Origin of the sequence: Aquihabitans sp. G128 (assembly GCF_019048865.1) — a bacterium.
Lineage (GTDB): Bacteria > Actinomycetota > Acidimicrobiia > Acidimicrobiales > Iamiaceae > Aquihabitans.
The window spans coordinates 4,156,860-4,171,678 of the sequence record NZ_CP077604.1 but is presented as its reverse complement, the minus strand read 5'-3'; the positions used below and the strand labels follow the sequence as shown (position 1 = coordinate 4,171,678).

Sequence of the window (14,819 nt, the reverse complement as noted above, 5' to 3'; positions counted from 1 at the left end):
GGCGGAGGCCTTGACCGCGTCGGCGTCGCTAGACGCCGACGGTGGTACTGCGACGCTCGATCCAGATGACATCGCGCCAGCGTCCGTGATGTCGACCGACTTGCCGACGGATCCCGACGACCTCGAAGCCGCAGGCCACGTGGAACTGGAGGCTGGCGGTGTTCTCGGGGAACACGCCGGACTGCATCGTCCAGATGCCTTCGCCCTCAGACCGAACGATCAACGCTTCGAGGAGCAGTCGACCGATCCCGTGGCTGCGAGCGTCGGAGGCGACGTAGACGCTGTGCTCAGCGACGCCTGCGTACACGCAGCGGTCCGACACGAGCCGTGCTGCGGCCCAGCCGACGACAGCGCCGTCGAGGTCGGCGACGAGGCGAAGCGTCGGCGAGTGGTCGGTGTCGAACGCCTCCCAGTCGGGTGGTTCGGTCTCGAACGTGGCGTTCCCGGTCTCGATGCCGTCGGCGTAGATCTGCCGGACGGCGGCCCAGTCCTCAGGGCGCAGCGTCCGGACGACGGCGACCGTCACCTGTCAGCCGCCGAGGGCCTGGCGGACGAAGTCGGCTCGGGCTGGCTGCACGGACCAGTAGACCCAGCGGCCGCGCTTGTCGCCGGTGATGAGGCCGGCCTCGGCGAGGATCTTGGTGTGGTGGCTCACGGTCGGCTGGGACTTGGCCAGCGGTTCGACCATGTCGCAGGAGCACATCTCGCCGGATGAGGCGATCAGGCTCAGGAGGCGGAGGCGAACGGGGTCGGCGAGGGCGGCGTAGGTGTGGGCGAGCACGGCGGCGTCAGCGTCGCCGAGCGGTGCTGCGGTCACGGAGGGGCAGCAGGTGACGGGCGGGCTCTCGAGCTGCGTGCTTGAGGTGCTCATCGCGAAACGTTCTCCATTGCATTGACATCCGTCGATGCGTCGGTAGGATCAGTGCATCGACATCCGTGAATGTACCAGGAGGACCTCATGTCCCGTGTCCAGCTCGCTCTGAACGTCTCGAACATCGACGAGGCCGTCGCCTTCTACTCGAAGCTGTTCAACACCGAGGTGAACAAGCGCAAGCCTGGCTACGCCAACTTCGCCATCGCCGAGCCGCCGCTGAAGCTGGTGCTCATCGAGGGCGAGGGCGGCGGCACGCTCAACCACCTGGGCGTCGAGGTCGACACCGCGGAGGAGGTCGAGGCCGCCGAGGGGCGCCTGTCCGCTGACGGCGTGGCCACCACCGGCATCGACGACACCACGTGCTGCTACGCCCTCAAGACCGAGACCTGGGTCAACGACCCCGACGGCGCGCCGTGGGAGTGGTACGTGAAGACCGGCGACGCCGAGCAGATGACCAACAGCATCCGCACCGAAGGCGAGAACGCCCAGTGCTGCGCCCCCGGCGCCACCAGCGAGTCCGTCTCGATCGGTGCCGCACCCGGGTCCTCCGAAGGTTGCTGCTGAACACGGCCTCGGGGCGCAGCGAGCAGACCGAGGTCGAGCACTACGGCCGCATCGCTCGCCTCCTCAACGGGCCCCGGCGACAGGTCCTCGAGCTCCTGGACCAGCACGGCCCCATGACGCTCGAGGACCTGCTCGGCCACTGGCCCCAACAGGGCTCCGACGAGGTCACCCGTCACGCCGTCCAACGACGGCGGATGGTCTCTTCGGCGCTCTGGAAGCTCGAGGCACTCGGCTTCGTCGTCGACAACAGCGGGAAACTGTCCTTGTCCGATGACGGCCGCTCGGCACTTCGGGAAGATTCGCTCAGTAGTTGTTGACTCAGTAGCTGTTGAGGTGTGATGCTCGTCGAGTGGCAACGAGCGAAGACCGGCAACGCCGAGCGACCAGACACGCTGCTCTCGGCGAACCCACCCGGCTCGCCATCATCGACGAGCTGGCCACCTCGGACCGGGCCCCGATCGAACTTCGGCAGCGCTTCGACCTCGAATCGAACCTGCTCGCGCATCACCTCGACGTCCTCGAAGAGGTCGGGCTCATCACCCGGACCCGCTCCAGCGGCGACGGACGCCGCCGGTACGTCCACCTGCTCCCCGGGACCCTCGCCGACCTGAGCATCGGGCCCCGCCTCCCGGTCGGCCCCGCCGTGTTCGTCTGCACCCGGAACTCGGCCCGGTCACAACTGGCCGCCGCGCTCTGGCAACAGGTCGGTGGCTCCGCATCCTCCGCTGGCACGCACCCCGCTGACGCCGTGCACCCCGGCGCCGTTGCTGCCGCCCACCGCGCTGGGCTCGACATCACCGGCGCCAACCCACAAGAGCTCGGCGACCTCGCCGCCGGCACGCTGGTCGTCACCGTCTGCGACCAGGCCCACGAAGAGCTCGGCGACCGCCCGGGATGGCTCCACTGGTCGATCCCCGATCCGGTCGCCGCCGGCACACCCGCCGACTTCGACCACGCGCTCCACGAGCTCCGCACCCGCATCGCGACCGTCACCCGGGCCGCCGCCTGATGGACGACCAGACCAGCGCACCGGACCTGACCGTCCTCCCCGAGACCGGGACAGGGACCCTCCGCTTGGACCTGACCCGCCGCCTCGCCGCCGAAGCCCTCGGCACGGCGTTCCTCATCGTCGCGGTTGTCGGTTCCGGGATCATGGCCAGCCGGCTCTCTCCGAACGACGTCGGCATCCAGCTCCTGGAGAACGCCGCGGCGACCGCCGGAGCGCTCATCGGGCTCATCCTCATGTTCGGCGCCGTGTCCGGCGCCCACTTCAACCCGGCCGTCACCCTCGTCGACCGGCTCCTCGGTTCGATCACGACCCGCGACGCCGCCCTCTACGCCGTCGCCCAGACCATCGGCGGCTGCCTCGGCTCGGTGATCGCCAACGTCATGTTCGAGCTCCCCGCCATCGAGCTCTCCACTAAGGACCGCTCATCCGGAGCGTTGTGGCTCTCCGAGGTCGTCGCCACCGTCGGCCTGCTGCTCGTCATCCACGGCTGCGTCCGCACCGGCCGGGCATCAGCGGTGCCCTACGCCGTCGGCGTCTGGATCGGTGGCGCCTACTGGTTCACCTCGTCGACCAGCTTCGCCAACCCTGCGGTCACCATCGCCCGCACCCTCTCGGACTCCTTCGCCGGCATCGCCCCCGCCTCGGCCCCCATGTTCATCGCCACGCAGCTCCTCGGAGCTGCCATCGCCTACGGACTCATCCGCCTCTTCTACCCCCACCCCACCGACGACGCCGGCTGACCAAGCCGACACCCACCTCAGCCAGGAGACCAGCCAATGCCCGCCCTCGAAGAGCTCCCCACCGACGTCCGCTACGCCCTGAACAGCGCCGCCAAGAACCTCGCCGAGGAGTTCACCGGCACCTTCTCTGTCGAGACCATCGAACAGTTCCTCGCCACCAGCTACGACCAGTTCGCCTCCGGCGCCCGCATCACCAGCTTCCTGCCGCTCATGGCCGAGCGCTTCGCCCGCCAACGCCTCCAGGCCCTCGCCAAGGTCGAAGGGAAGTCCAAGACCGGCCTGCCGACGGTGCTGTTCCTCTGCGTCCACAACGCCGGCAGGTCGCAGATGGCCCTCGGCTGGCTCAACCACCTCGCCGGACCAAACGCCGTCGGCTGGTCCGGTGGCTCCGAACCCGGCACCGAGGTCAACCCCTCCGCCGTCGCCGCGATGGCCGAGGTCGGCATCGACATCGCCCAGGAGTTCCCCAAGCCCTGGACCTCCGAGATCGTCCAGGCCGCGGATGTCGTCGTCACCATGGGCTGCGGCGACTCGTGCCCGTTCTTCCCCGGCACCCGCTACGAGGACTGGGAGCTCGAGGACCCCGCCGGCCAAGGCGTCGACGCGGTGCGGCCCATCCGCGACGACATCGAACGTCGAGTCCGAGAACTCCTGAGCTCACTCGACGTGCCCGTCGCCGGCTGAGCTCACGGCCACCGCAACGACCGCTCCTCGACCGCCGCTTCCACCGCAGCGACTAGAGCTTCCGGCGACGAACCGCACGCCTCGAGCTCCGCCGACCCCAACAGCAGCACCCAGCCGGCGTCGGTCTCTGCGGCCACCGCCGGGTAGCTCCCCCCGACCAAGACCCGGACCCGGTCAGGCTGGTCGTTGCGGTGGTACGTCTCGAACGGGACCGGCAACCCGTCGCGGCACGTCCGCCAGTCCGGCCGCTCACGAAGCGTCCCGTGCGTGATGTCGCACAACGAGCAGTGCGCCCGACCAAGCCGGGCACCGACGAAGTACGACAACTCCCCCCACAAAGTCCCGTCGGCGTCGTACACCCCCACCAGATGCTGAACGGTTCCGTGGGCCACCGGGTGACGGTACCGCCATCCGGCACAGCAGGGGCTGGGGGGATCGGGGCGCGAGCGCCATGGTCATCCGAAGCCACCGGCAGTTTCACAGCGCAACAGCGATATCAGCCGTGACCTAAGAAAACGCGGGGGTTGCTCGCAGGATCTAACCAACAAGGCGGTCATGCAACTCGGCGGTGCTCTCCTCTGGAGCGTCGAAGTCGAGCGCCTCAAGTGCTGCCAGGTGGGCGAGGTACACGCGCTGGACAGCGAGGCGGTCCCCCGCTGCGTGGTGCGACCGCATCAGCTGCTCGGTCAGCTTGGTGTTGGCGGGAAGGACGGCGAGGGCGGTGTTGCCAGCGGTGATCGCCGACGAGGTGTCCCCGGCCTCGAGGTACAGGTCAGCGAGGGCCTCGGCGACGCTTGCCACCTTCTGGCCCCAGGTCACTTGCAGGTTGTCGAGGTCGATCCAGGAGAAGCTCTGCTGGTCGGCGCGCTGGTAGGTGAAGACGACGTCTTCGACCAGATCGAGGGCGCCTTGGAGGGTGACGGCGGCATCTGCGGGCGCCTGCGTGGCGGCGTAGGCAACCCGCCGGTTGAAGAGCTCGGTGTCGGTCATGAGACCGGGTCCGGCGCGATAGATCCCGTCGGCGGCCTGGGGCAGGTGCTGGGCCCCGAGCGCGCTGCGGCACTCGGAGACGATGTTGGCGAGGCGCTTGCGTCGGTTGGGGTTGTTGATGCCGGACCAGACCGCGTCGATGAGCGCTCCCGGCGTGGCCTGGCCGTGGAGTGCGATGTAGGCGACGACCGCAGCGTGCTTGCCGGGAAGCGGTCGGTTTCCGCCAATGACGGCGATGTTGCCGAGGAGTCGGACGAGCACCTGGTGATCGGGGTCCTCGTAGGGACCTAGCCGTCGGAGCGAGCGCTCGGGGGTCGACGGCGTGTCAACGAGGAGCGAGAGCTGTTTCGCGTCCTCGCTCAGGTCTTCGTCCTCGTTGACCAACGCGACGAGGGCCTCCGTTGCCTCGGCGGACAGGCTCTGGGCGGTGCATTCCAAGCCGATCGAAGGGATGCGGAGCTTCTCTCCTTCACAGAGGACCTCGGTTCCGGCGACCTCGTCGCCTCCCATCACCACGACAGCGACGGCGCCGAGACCGCCCTCGTGAAGCGCTCGTAGGTCGGAGGGGTCCGCGGGCGGGGCACCGGTGATGACGAGGGGTGCCAGGGCGTCGTGGTCGCTGCCGGCACCCCGGGCGGCGAACGTGCTTAGCCAGTTGTTGGCCGTGAGGAGGTCTGACGTTTGCTGGCTCCGAGCTCGGAGGTCGGTGAGTACGCCGTCCCAAGTGTCGAAGTGCTGGACGCGGTCGTAGAGCATCAGATCGTCCGGGACCGCGTCGCCGACGACGTGGATCTGGAGGTTCTCGGCCAGTGGAGTGGTCGCCAATTCTGTCAGCCAGGAACGTACGAGACCCTCGACTGCCTCTTCGTCGCCGGCCAGGGTCAGCAGACCTTCGGCCTCGAGGTCCAGGTGGAGTTGGCCAGCGTCGTCGGGTGACCCGATGGCGACCAGGAGCGGGGTGGAGAAGCACTCGGGTCCGCCTTCGATGATCGGCTCCAGCTCGTCCTTCACCCATGCCGTGCCCGATCCCTCGGCCCGCCACCCGGTGGGAGCTGGGACTGCGGTGCGGTCGAGGACGACGTCGATGTGGTCGGCTCCGACCTGCACGATGCGAGGTCGACACGCTTGTCCGCTTGCAGCTACGGCAATGGCGAGGGCGTCGAGCTCGAACCGAAGTTGGTCGACGGCATGGCCATCCTCGGCGTCCACGGCCAGAACGACACGGTGGGTGTCCCTCGTCTCGGCCGCTGCACGTGTGGCGGGTCGAGCTGGGCGGTGAGCACGTGATCGGCGGCGTCGGCGAACTGCTCGGGCGGCGCCGTAGGCGATACCTGTGCCAGCTACACCAAGCAGCGCGGCGATCATCTCTGGGCTGAGTGCGTCTCCATCGTCGGCCTGCGAAGCAGGATCGGCCTTCCTCTCCACCGCGCTCCCGGCGGGGACCCGAGCGTCCTCCGGCGTCTCCCCCCGGGTGGGTGGAATCACGTCGACCTTCGCCTCCTCATGGGTGGGCGGTGCAGGTGCAGTCGCCGGAGTCGGTGTCGGTGCAGGTGCAGGTGCAGGTGCTGGTGCTGGTGCTGGTGCTGGCACCGCCGGTATCGGCGCTGGTGGCAGAGGCGCAGGCGTCGTCGCAGCAGGCGTGCGGACGGACTCGCCAACGTGAAGGACGTTCGGGTCTCCGAGCTGCTGGTTGGAATCGAGCAGGTCGGTCCAGTAGTTCCGGATCTCTGCGTCGGTGGCTGGGCGTTGCAGGTCGGTCGCCGCACGGTCCTCGGCGATCGACCAGAGGCTGTCTCCAGGCTGGGCGACGACGAGGACCGGCCCGTTGGCTGAGTCCGTCGCGGCATCCGTCGCTGAGCCAGGAGCGGCGACCAAGGCGTCACCAGGCAGGGTCAGCGACCAGCCGGGAGCGATCGTGTCGCTCTGCGCGGTGATGATCTGGCCGCCGGGCATCTGGCGGCCGATGTTGGCGTCGCGGATCTCGCGCCAGCGCATGCCGTCGCCGAGGGTCCGCTCGGCGATGGACCAGTAGCTGTCGTGGCGTTGGACCGTCCAGGTCTTACCGGCATGGGCTGGTGCCGGAGCTGGTGCGGGTTCGGCCGAGACGGCTCGGCTGGCTGGGGGTGGGCTTGCTGGAAGGACGGCCGCGGTGGCGGGGGGCGGGGCCATCGGCATTGCGCCAGCGATGCGGGGCCCAGGGGCCAGGAGGCTGAAGAGGACGGTTGCGCCGGCCACAAGGCGGCCGGTGGCGAGCTGGATGCCGGGGAGAACCGGGGCGTGTGGCGTGACCCCGCCGCGGATCACGGCGACGAGGTCGACGAGGATCGAAGCGGCGATCTGGGCCCATGCGATCCAGGCGATGCAGGCGAGGCCCTTCACGATGGTGGCGTCGGTGATCCCGCTGCGGACGGCCGTGTCCATGGTGTCGAGGTTCGGGATCGCGGTGGGCAGTGGCCAGCCGACGAGCGTCGCTAGGAGCACGGGCGGGGCACCGATGATGGCGAGGAGCAGCACGAGGCACCCGAGGCCGTGGATGATCTGCGTGCTTCGTCGTCTCACGAGGGCCTCCCATTGGTGGCGGTGGCGGCTTCGGTGGCCGTGACGGTGCGGTCTGGTACGGGCAGGATCCGCATCGGTTGGACGATGCGGACGGTGACCTCGACGGTGTCGGCCCGCACGTCGACGGTGCCGTCGACGTCGACGTCGTCGAGGTAGCGCTCGGCGGCGCGGGCTGCTCGGACCCGGTCGAGCGTGGGCCGGCCGGTGGAGCGCAGCGCCGTGGTGTCGATCTCCTGGGCTCCGGCTCGAGCCGCCTTCGCTGCGACAGCACGGGCTCGCGCCTGCGCGGCGACGATCTCCCCGCCGTCATACGCCATGCCGGCGACCATCACGAGGGCGAAGGCAACGACTGCGACGAAGGCGGTGATGCTGCCGCGTTCTTCTTGGAGGCTGTTCATGGGTCGCTCCGGTAGCGGTCGACGACCTCGACGGCGTGGGCTCGGAAGGTCCGTGTTCCCGGCACGCCGAGCAGGGCGACGTCGGCCATTGAGGCGGTGCAGGTGACGTCGACGGTGACCCTGCCTCCGGGTTGGAGTTCGCTGGTGTCGACGACTGCCTCGATCGGCGCGCACTTCGTGCCGGAAGCTGCGAGGTTGGCTGACGCCGTGTCGATGGCGGCCTTGCGCGCGGCGGTGGGGTTCTGGTGCAGCGACGCTGCTCGGGCACCTTCGCTGGCGGCACGTTCAACGTTGCCGTTGCCTTCGGAGACCCGGCCGGCGAAGACGACGAGCAGCATCAGGACGACGAGCGCTGGTGCGACGATCGCCGCCTCGACGGCCACCGTTCCGGACTCACCGGACGTGCGGGCGACACCGCTGTGCCGCTGGTGGGAGACGGTCACCGTCCGCTCTCCGGGATGTAGCGCTCACGGGGTGCTTCGCTCTGAGCGGTGACGCCCCAGTCGAACCCGGGGACCAGCTGTGGTGCTTCGCCTTTGACCTCGGCGCGAACGGTGTCGGCCCCACGGTCGACGATGACCGTGACATGGCGGAGGTTGCCGGCTTCGTCGAGGAACGACCGTGCAGCATCGACCCCTTGGGCCTCGGTCCCGGTTGGGGTCTGTGCGGCGTCGACCGCTTCTGCGGCCGCGGCATTGGCGACCTGCTTGGCATGCCACCACAGTCCGAACTGGACGATCAGCATCAGCCAAAGAAGGAACGCCGGGATGATGATGGCCACCTGGACCGTGGTCATCCCTCGTTCGCTACGGAGGCTCAGCCGGCGCATGGTTCAGGGAGCCTTCGGGTCCGGGATGTTGTCGGCGTTGCCCTTGGCGGCGTTGTAGATGACGCCCATGACGACGATGGCTGCGCCCACGAGCAGGAAGGTGATGACGGCCACCTCGGTGGTGGTCATGCCGTCCTCGTTGTCGGGGTCGAGGTCGAGGCGCGCGCACAGGTACTGCCAGATGAGCAGGGGCGAGGGCATGGCGGTCTCCTGGGTTAGGGGGTCGGTCCTCCGACGTCCGTGATCTGCTGAACGGCGGGGTAGGCGATGAAGACCAGAAAGCCGAAGAGCAGGACCGCCACGGGGATGGTCATGCGCTCGGTGGCGGACTCTGCGGACGCTTCGGTCTCGGCGATCTGGTGGCCTCGGAGGGTGTCGGCCTTGGCGGCGAGCGAGGCTCGGATGCGGGCGCCGTGGGAGCCGGCCAGCGACACGTTCGCCCCGAGCTCGGCGAGCTCGTTCACGGCGAGGCGGTCGCCGAGATCTGCGAACGCGTCCCAGGGCGTGCGGCCGGTGAGCCGGGCTCGGGTGAGCGCCTGGCGGATCTGGGCGTAGCCCCAGCCGTCGCCCGCCTCCGCCGCTGCGTGGAGGGCCGTCTCGATGCCTGCGCCGCCGGCGAGCAACACGTTGACGAGGTCGAGGTAGGACGAGAGGGCGTGGCGGAAGGCGCGGCGCCGCCGCTCGACCTCGTCGCGAAGGGTCAGGTCGGGGAGGACGAAGCCGCCACCGGCGAAGGCGACGGCGGCCAGCGCGACGAAGCCGATCGGCAGTGAGATCCCCGTCGCGCCAAGTGCTGCGGCGACAAGGATCGGACCGAGGAGCCCGGCGAGCAGCCCGAGGAGCTTGTCGAGCGCGTGGCGTTCGCTTGTGCGGTCGATCATGTCGAGGTCGCTGATATGGGCGTCGCTGCTGATGCCGACGGCTGCGAGAAGGCGTCGAGCGATCGCTCCCGGGTCAGTAGCACTGGGTTCGACACGGTCTCGGGGGGTCTGCTGTCGATCGAGGCGGGCCAACACAGCCGACACAGGCTCGGGTCGAGTCAGCGCAGCACGGGCACACAGCCAGATGCCCAGGCCCACGCCACCGCCGAGGAGCAGGGTGACGATCACGGTGCGGCGCTCCCCGGTTGCGATGCCGTGCGTGCGGTGAACCGCTCGGGAATGTCGATGGCAGCCATGCGGGTCATCAGCCAGCCTCCGAAGCCAAAGATCATCCCGATAACCAGTAGGACGAACTGACCGAGGGGATCGCCGTAGACGGCGAGGTAGCCGCGGTTGGCGATGCCCAGGAGCAGGACGGTGGCGGCAACGACGCCGAGAATCACCTTGGCGGCGGTCCGGACTCGGGATCGGCCGACCTCGACACGGATGCGCATCCGAGCCTCGCCACGGGTCGCTTCGGCCAGGCGGGAGAGCAGGCCGGAGAGGTCGCTCGCTTCCATCTCGCTGGCGAGCACCAGCGCAGTGACCACCAGGTCGCCCGACGGGTGGTGGAGGTCTCGGCCGAACTCCACCAGAGCGGTCGGCAGCGGCTGGTGATCGAGGCGGCGGACGAGGAACCGCACCTCCTCAGCGATCGGTCCGGGGGCGACCCGTCCGGTGGCGGCGATCGCCTCCTCGAGGCCTGAAGCGGCGGCGATCGAGTCCCGGATCATCTCGGTCCACGAGGCGATCGCCTCGGTCCTGGCCACGACCCGCTCCCGTTGGCGCCTTCCCCCGAGCAGGCCGGGCCCGGTCCATGCGGCGGCGCCGGCGAGCAACCCGGCGACGGGCCAGCGGGTGACCACGGCGACGACCAGGACGATGAGGGCCGCGACGGCGATGCGCCTCGACGCCTCCGCGACTCGAGTCCGGTCCGCGAGGGACGGACCCGTCTCGGTGAAGACGCTGCGTCCGGTGACGCCGCAGACGAGGAGCAGGAGTCCGAGACCGGTTCCGGCGCCGAGGACGGCAGCGACCAGCGTGGTCATCGCCACCACCCCTCAGCGGTGTGGAACCGCTCAGCATCGAAGCCGGCGGCGGTAACAGCGGCCAGGGTCTCGGAAGTTGGCGGCGAAGCCGGTCGTGCGCAGCCGTCGGGCCCCGGCCGCCAGAGTTCGTTCGACGAGATCTGGCCGGCTTCCAGAGTTCCGGTGACCTCTCGGACGCTGGTGATGCGGCGGACGCCGTCGACCCAGGAGAGGTGCACGACCAGGTCGACGGCGTTGGCCACGAGCAGGTTGGTCACCTCGGGCTCGAGACGCTCTCGGGTCATCGCGGCGTACATGGCCAGGCGGGCGAACACGCCTTTCGAGGAATCGGCGTGCACCGAGCACATCGAGCCGTCGTTGCCCTGCGACATGGCCAGCAGCATCGGCAGCACCTCGGCGCCACGGACCTCGCCGACGATGACGCGCTCGGGGTCCATGCGGAGGGCAGCTCGAACGAGATCGGCGAGGGTGAACGCGCCGACGCCTTCGGTGTTCGCCTCGCGGGCCTCGAGCATCTCGTGATCGGGGTGCAGCTCCTCGAAGTGGTCGAGTCCGATCTCGAGCGAGTCCTCCACCGTGATGAGCCGCTCCTCCGGCGGGATCTCGTTGATCAGGCAGCGCAACAGGGTGGTCTTCCCGGTGCCGGTCCCGCCGGCGACGATCAGGTTCAGGCGAGCCCGCACCGCTGCGGCGAGGAACCCGGCGAGGAGCGCATCGGAGACGCCACGGTCGACCAGCTCGTCGAGACGGGAGAGGTCGAAGTCATGGCGGCGAATGGTCACGGTCGGGCGGCCAGACACAGCCATGAGGGCATGGAGCCGGTCACCGTTCGGCAGCTGGAGGTTGAGCTCCGGGTGGGCGTTGTCCCACCGGCGCTCGCTCCGTCCGAGGCGGCGGGCCGCAGTGGCGACCAGGGCAACCAGCTCGGCGTCGCTGTCGGCCACCGAAGGTCCCCGGACCTTGCCGCCGTGGCGGTAGGACAGCCACACCCGATGCGCCCCGGAGATGTGGATGTCACGGATCTCGGGATCATCGAGCAGCGGCTGCAGACGGGCGAGGCCGTGGAGCCGGTCGAGGACGGCAGCGGTCACCGCATCCTCGGCCGCCTCATCCAGCGGCTCCGCCCCGCCCGCGTAGGCCCGCTCAGCAAGCGACGACAGCTCATCGGCGATGAGCTTCTGCGACAGCGCCCGCTCGTCATCAACCGCCAGCCGACCACGCCCCGCCGCCTCGCTGCGGGTGTTGGCCTCGGCCAGCAGCTCACCGACACGCCGGTAGATGTCCGAGACGAGCATCGCATTCGGCTCCAGCGACTCGCTCGCCCGAGCCTGCCCGTTGACCGCTGCCGTCATCGAACGCCCTCCCGCTCAGCGGAAAAGACCTTGATCGCGCCGGCCAGCGTCTGGGCAGAGCGAGCGAGAGGCGAACGAGTTGCCGCTCGGCGACTCCAGGCCAACGCTTCGCCATTGACCGCACTCGCCGTCCTCCGATCCAGCGGCAGGGTTCCGAGCACGGCGCGCCCCGATGTCTCGGCCAACTCCGCAGGAGCGTGCGGTCCGGAGTCCACCACGATGAGACCGGCATCGAGATCCTCGGGCAGGTTCATTGCGGCGACGAGACCCTCGGTGTCGGAACGAGCCACGACGACCGTGAGATCGACGACCTGCTCCAGCGGCGCCCCGGTTCGGGACCGACCGACCCGCCCGCCGTCGATGACGGTCGGACGACCGTACGCACGAATCGAGTCAGCCAACCTCGAACCCGCACGGGCCCACAGCGCAGACGCCCGCTCCGGGTGATCCGGACCGACGAGCACCGCAACGTCGCCGATCCACTGGAGGTGGCGATCGCCACTGCCGAGGCCAGCGGTGCGATCCGCGGCCAACGTGCTCAGTCCCGGCTCTCGCGAGAGGCCGTGGCGGACCGCGAGCACCCCGCCGTCCGGGTCGGCATCGACGAGCAGCGCACCCTCGGTGCACCCGGCGAGAAGCAGAGCCGTCGTCGTCGCTCCAGGCGAGCCCTTGACCCCGAGGACCAGCACCGTGCTCATCGCGGTACCTGCACCAGCCGGAACCGCTCCATCGATGAAACCGCAGCGATGGCGTTGGCGTCCTTCTCCTTGGCCTTGAGCGAGATCAGGAGCCGGCCGTCATCGAGCTCCTCGATCCCGTACACCTCGGCGCGCTCGGCCAGGATCGGCGAGGCATCTTCGGCGTCGCCGTCGGCCGGGCCGACCACCACGTTCACCCGGTCACCGGGCGAGAGCCCACTGATCGGGTACTGGCCGGGCTCCAAGGCCAAGCCGGCGATCCCCGTTCCATCGTCGAGCTGGACCTGACCGGCCACCAGATCCGGGGTGACCATCGTTCCGGGCCGCAGGTCGACCAGCGCCACCTGGCCCACGACCGAGTCCGACTGTGATGGGTCCAGCCGAACGACCCCGTCCGAGTCGCTCACATACGCGACACGGAGGTCCCTGGCAGTGATCGTGTCACCACGATCGATCGAGGAAGCGACCACGACGGCCTGCACCCGTTCGGTGCTCCGCAGTTGCCAGACAACGGCTCCCAGGGCGAACCCGACGGTGACCAGCAGACCGATCGCCAGCTCGGGGACCTTGACCTTCCTCCCGGAGGATCTGCCGGCGAAGGCTCGGGTGCCGTCGGTCGCGGGGGTCGGTCCGGAGCCGTTCGATCGCGCACGGTCGGCCGGCGGTCGGCGAGTTGGTGTGGGGGCAGCCATGAATCCTACTCCGTCTCGATCGCTTGGATCTCGCCCACCGCCACCTGGACGGTGGCGGTCCGGTCGATCGGCTCGAGGGTTCCACCGAGGCCGATGCTGCTGGTCCACGTGACCTCCATGGTCACGGTTGCTGACAGCGGGATCGACTTGCCGTCTGCTGGATCGGTGGCCTTGCGGTAGGTGTGCTGGCAATCGGACGCGCCGTCGTCGCTGCCCGGCGTCCAGGCCGTCCCGGGCCCGTCACAGGTGATGGTCGCACCATCTCCGGTCGACCAAGACACCGAAACCGGCTTCGCCGTGACGGTGGCCGAGACCCGCCCGGTCGATGCTGTCGCCGTGTACGCCTTCCACCAGTCGCCGGAGATCCACAGCCAGGTGGGGACGTGCACGTAGAGAAGACCACCGGCGCTCGGGCTCGTTCGGATCTGTGGACCATCGATGGACACCGACTCCGCCGCCTCTCGGGCCAAGGCATCCACGTCCACCAAGCCGCCCTCAGGCTGCTGATCGACCAGCTCCCCTGCGCCACAGATCTTCTGGAGCCAGCGACCCGTCGATGAGTAGAGGCGAGTCCCGTCGACCTCGTAAACCGCCTGTACTTGGTCATCGGCGATCTGCACCTCCCATCGGCAGTCGCTCTCGCCGCTACCCCCGCCGGAACTGCCGCCACCGGCGGTACCGGTCTCCTCGACGGTCGCAGTTGGCGACCCACCCGGATCCACGTAGCCCCCAGGGCGGGAGTCCGCAGCGGCCGGTGAAGCCCCGTAGGTCAGGACCGCTGCAGCGAGAGCTGCACCGATCAGAAGTCGTCGGCCAGTGCGCATCCGGCCACTCCCTTCCACTGTTGAAGGACCCGCGTGGTCTCCACCCGCCAGGCCCCATCGACTTGGCGCATGGTCGCCTCAGCGCTTCGCGTGACGACATCAGCGTTGAGGACCTCGCCCGTTGCCTGGCGGTAGACGATCCCGTCGTCGACCGAGCACTCCTGGAGCACGGCGACGTCGCCCTTGATCGATCGGACCCGAACGCGCATCGCTGACACCGAGGGTTTCGCAGCCCGGATGGCCAGACCCTGGTCCCGCCTGTCCTTCGTCTCGGCGATGACGGTCACCAACTGCTGGCCCGTAGCCAGATCACGGAGCGCCGGATCGTCGGGGTTCGGCGGCGCGGCGTTGGCAGCCGCCCGAGCGTCCCAGAACGCCTCGTATCGGCTGATGACCAGCTGCTCGGTAGCGGTGGGCTTGACCGTGGTGGTCGAAGTGCCGCCCCTCACCTCGGTCGTCGACGGCGCCCCGGTTGTCGTCATTGTCGTCGAGGTGTCGGTCTGCCCGTCCGTGCTGATCGTCGTCTGCGCAGCGGTCGTGGAAGTCGTGCCTTCGGCGATCGGCTTGGGCTCATCCTTGGAGCAGCCAACGGCCGCCAGGGCGACCGCCATGATGACGGCGAGCGTCCAAGTGGTCC

At 69.3% G+C, this 14,819-nt stretch carries 20 protein-coding genes; 5 read left to right on the top strand and 15 right to left on the bottom strand.

Features of this window, described 5'->3' with window-relative positions:
• Positions 1-28: 28 nt before the first annotated feature.
• Both KSP35_RS20005 and KSP35_RS20000 read right to left on the bottom strand, forming a co-directional pair.
• A complete protein-coding gene (locus tag KSP35_RS20005) occupies positions 29-526 on the bottom strand; it encodes a GNAT family N-acetyltransferase (RefSeq protein ID WP_216997529.1) in 498 nt (165 codons plus the stop codon).
• 3 nt (positions 527-529) lie between these two features.
• Positions 530-871 (bottom strand): helix-turn-helix transcriptional regulator, encoded by a 342-nt coding sequence (locus tag KSP35_RS20000; RefSeq protein ID WP_216997528.1) that lies wholly within the window; start codon positions 869-871, stop codon positions 530-532.
• 87 nt (positions 872-958) lie between these two features.
• Here KSP35_RS20000 and KSP35_RS19995 point away from each other — a divergent pair, with 87 nt between their 5' ends.
• Genes KSP35_RS19995 through KSP35_RS19975 form a run of 5 tightly spaced genes read left to right on the top strand, consistent with a single transcriptional unit; the run spans position 959 to position 3,871 of the window.
• Positions 959-1,438 carry an ArsI/CadI family heavy metal resistance metalloenzyme gene (locus tag KSP35_RS19995; RefSeq protein ID WP_254126862.1) on the top strand — a complete coding sequence of 160 codons (480 nt, stop codon included), beginning with the start codon at positions 959-961 and terminating at the stop codon, positions 1,436-1,438.
• A complete protein-coding gene (locus tag KSP35_RS19990; protein ID WP_216997526.1) occupies positions 1,429-1,755 on the top strand; it encodes a hypothetical protein in 327 nt (108 codons plus the stop codon). Before KSP35_RS19995 ends, KSP35_RS19990 begins: the two co-directional genes overlap by 10 nt.
• Positions 1,756-1,787: 32 nt before the next feature.
• The gene (locus KSP35_RS19985; RefSeq protein ID WP_216997525.1) at positions 1,788-2,447 is read left to right on the top strand and encodes a helix-turn-helix domain-containing protein; all 660 of its coding nucleotides are present in this window, start codon (positions 1,788-1,790) and stop codon (positions 2,445-2,447) included.
• Positions 2,447-3,187: an MIP/aquaporin family protein gene (locus KSP35_RS19980; RefSeq protein WP_216997524.1), complete on the top strand. Its 741-nt coding sequence runs from the start codon at positions 2,447-2,449 to the stop codon at positions 3,185-3,187. Before KSP35_RS19985 ends, KSP35_RS19980 begins: the two co-directional genes overlap by 1 nt.
• Before the next feature lie 36 nt (positions 3,188-3,223).
• Positions 3,224-3,871, top strand: a complete 648-nt coding sequence (locus KSP35_RS19975) for an arsenate reductase ArsC (protein ID WP_254126861.1) — start codon at positions 3,224-3,226, stop codon at positions 3,869-3,871.
• Between the two features lie 2 nt (positions 3,872-3,873).
• On the opposite strand, the gene KSP35_RS19970 is transcribed toward KSP35_RS19975, so the two are convergent.
• From KSP35_RS19970 to KSP35_RS19910, 13 genes are all read right to left on the bottom strand, one after another.
• The gene (locus KSP35_RS19970; RefSeq protein ID WP_216997523.1) at positions 3,874-4,263 is read right to left on the bottom strand and encodes a hypothetical protein; all 390 of its coding nucleotides are present in this window, start codon (positions 4,261-4,263) and stop codon (positions 3,874-3,876) included.
• Positions 4,264-4,408: 145 nt separating this feature from the next.
• Complete coding sequence (locus KSP35_RS19965) at positions 4,409-7,375, bottom strand: LysM peptidoglycan-binding domain-containing protein (RefSeq protein ID WP_216997522.1); 2,967 nt, start codon at positions 7,373-7,375, stop codon at positions 4,409-4,411.
• A 41-nt stretch (positions 7,376-7,416) separates the two neighbouring features.
• A complete protein-coding gene (locus KSP35_RS19960; RefSeq protein WP_216997521.1) occupies positions 7,417-7,818 on the bottom strand; it encodes a pilus assembly protein TadG-related protein in 402 nt (133 codons plus the stop codon).
• Positions 7,815-8,261, bottom strand: a complete 447-nt coding sequence (locus tag KSP35_RS19955; protein ID WP_216997520.1) for a TadE/TadG family type IV pilus assembly protein — start codon at positions 8,259-8,261, stop codon at positions 7,815-7,817. The genes KSP35_RS19960 and KSP35_RS19955 overlap by 4 nt, the downstream gene beginning before the upstream one ends.
• On the bottom strand, positions 8,258-8,614 hold the full coding sequence (locus tag KSP35_RS19950; protein WP_216997519.1) for a TadE family protein: 357 nt from the start codon (positions 8,612-8,614) through the stop codon (positions 8,258-8,260). The genes KSP35_RS19955 and KSP35_RS19950 overlap by 4 nt, the downstream gene beginning before the upstream one ends.
• Positions 8,615-8,650: 36 nt before the next feature.
• Complete coding sequence (locus KSP35_RS19945) at positions 8,651-8,848, bottom strand: hypothetical protein (protein ID WP_216997518.1); 198 nt, start codon at positions 8,846-8,848, stop codon at positions 8,651-8,653.
• A gap of 14 nt (positions 8,849-8,862) precedes the next feature.
• Positions 8,863-9,756: a type II secretion system F family protein gene (locus tag KSP35_RS19940; protein WP_216997517.1), complete on the bottom strand. Its 894-nt coding sequence runs from the start codon at positions 9,754-9,756 to the stop codon at positions 8,863-8,865.
• Complete coding sequence (locus tag KSP35_RS19935; RefSeq protein ID WP_216997516.1) at positions 9,753-10,616, bottom strand: type II secretion system F family protein; 864 nt, start codon at positions 10,614-10,616, stop codon at positions 9,753-9,755. Before KSP35_RS19935 ends, KSP35_RS19940 begins: the two co-directional genes overlap by 4 nt.
• Positions 10,613-11,911, bottom strand: coding sequence for a CpaF family protein (locus KSP35_RS19930; protein WP_216997515.1), 1,299 nt, complete (start codon positions 11,909-11,911; stop codon positions 10,613-10,615). The genes KSP35_RS19935 and KSP35_RS19930 overlap by 4 nt, the downstream gene beginning before the upstream one ends.
• 53 nt (positions 11,912-11,964) lie before the next feature.
• The gene (locus KSP35_RS19925) at positions 11,965-12,666 is read right to left on the bottom strand and encodes a hypothetical protein (protein ID WP_216997514.1); all 702 of its coding nucleotides are present in this window, start codon (positions 12,664-12,666) and stop codon (positions 11,965-11,967) included.
• On the bottom strand, positions 12,663-13,358 hold the full coding sequence (locus tag KSP35_RS19920; protein WP_216997513.1) for an SAF domain-containing protein: 696 nt from the start codon (positions 13,356-13,358) through the stop codon (positions 12,663-12,665). Before KSP35_RS19920 ends, KSP35_RS19925 begins: the two co-directional genes overlap by 4 nt.
• Positions 13,359-13,363: 5 nt before the next feature.
• Positions 13,364-13,978 (bottom strand): hypothetical protein, encoded by a 615-nt coding sequence (locus KSP35_RS19915; protein WP_216997512.1) that lies wholly within the window; start codon positions 13,976-13,978, stop codon positions 13,364-13,366.
• Positions 13,979-14,157: 179 nt separating this feature from the next.
• Positions 14,158-14,793 (bottom strand): hypothetical protein, encoded by a 636-nt coding sequence (locus tag KSP35_RS19910; RefSeq protein WP_216997511.1) that lies wholly within the window; start codon positions 14,791-14,793, stop codon positions 14,158-14,160.
• Positions 14,794-14,819: the final 26 nt, after the last annotated feature.

Coding starts and splice junctions, on each gene's coding strand:
- KSP35_RS19930 (WP_216997515.1), bottom strand. CDS start 11,911: ATGCTCGTCTCGGACATCTACCGGCGTGTCGGTGAGCTGCTGGCCGAG.
- KSP35_RS19920 (WP_216997513.1), bottom strand. CDS start 13,358: ATGGCTGCCCCCACACCAACTCGCCGACCGCCGGCCGACCGTGCGCGA.
- KSP35_RS19935 (WP_216997516.1), bottom strand. CDS start 10,616: ATGACCACGCTGGTCGCTGCCGTCCTCGGCGCCGGAACCGGTCTCGGA.
- KSP35_RS19945 (WP_216997518.1), bottom strand. CDS start 8,848: ATGCCCTCGCCCCTGCTCATCTGGCAGTACCTGTGCGCGCGCCTCGAC.
- KSP35_RS19960 (WP_216997521.1), bottom strand. CDS start 7,818: ATGAACAGCCTCCAAGAAGAACGCGGCAGCATCACCGCCTTCGTCGCA.
- KSP35_RS19980 (WP_216997524.1), top strand. CDS start 2,447: ATGGACGACCAGACCAGCGCACCGGACCTGACCGTCCTCCCCGAGACC.
- KSP35_RS19925 (WP_216997514.1), bottom strand. CDS start 12,666: ATGAGCACGGTGCTGGTCCTCGGGGTCAAGGGCTCGCCTGGAGCGACG.
- KSP35_RS19995 (WP_254126862.1), top strand. CDS start 959: ATGTCCCGTGTCCAGCTCGCTCTGAACGTCTCGAACATCGACGAGGCC.
- KSP35_RS20000 (WP_216997528.1), bottom strand. CDS start 871: ATGAGCACCTCAAGCACGCAGCTCGAGAGCCCGCCCGTCACCTGCTGC.
- KSP35_RS19910 (WP_216997511.1), bottom strand. CDS start 14,793: ATGGCGGTCGCCCTGGCGGCCGTTGGCTGCTCCAAGGATGAGCCCAAG.
- KSP35_RS19975 (WP_254126861.1), top strand. CDS start 3,224: ATGCCCGCCCTCGAAGAGCTCCCCACCGACGTCCGCTACGCCCTGAAC.
- KSP35_RS19950 (WP_216997519.1), bottom strand. CDS start 8,614: ATGACCACGGTCCAGGTGGCCATCATCATCCCGGCGTTCCTTCTTTGG.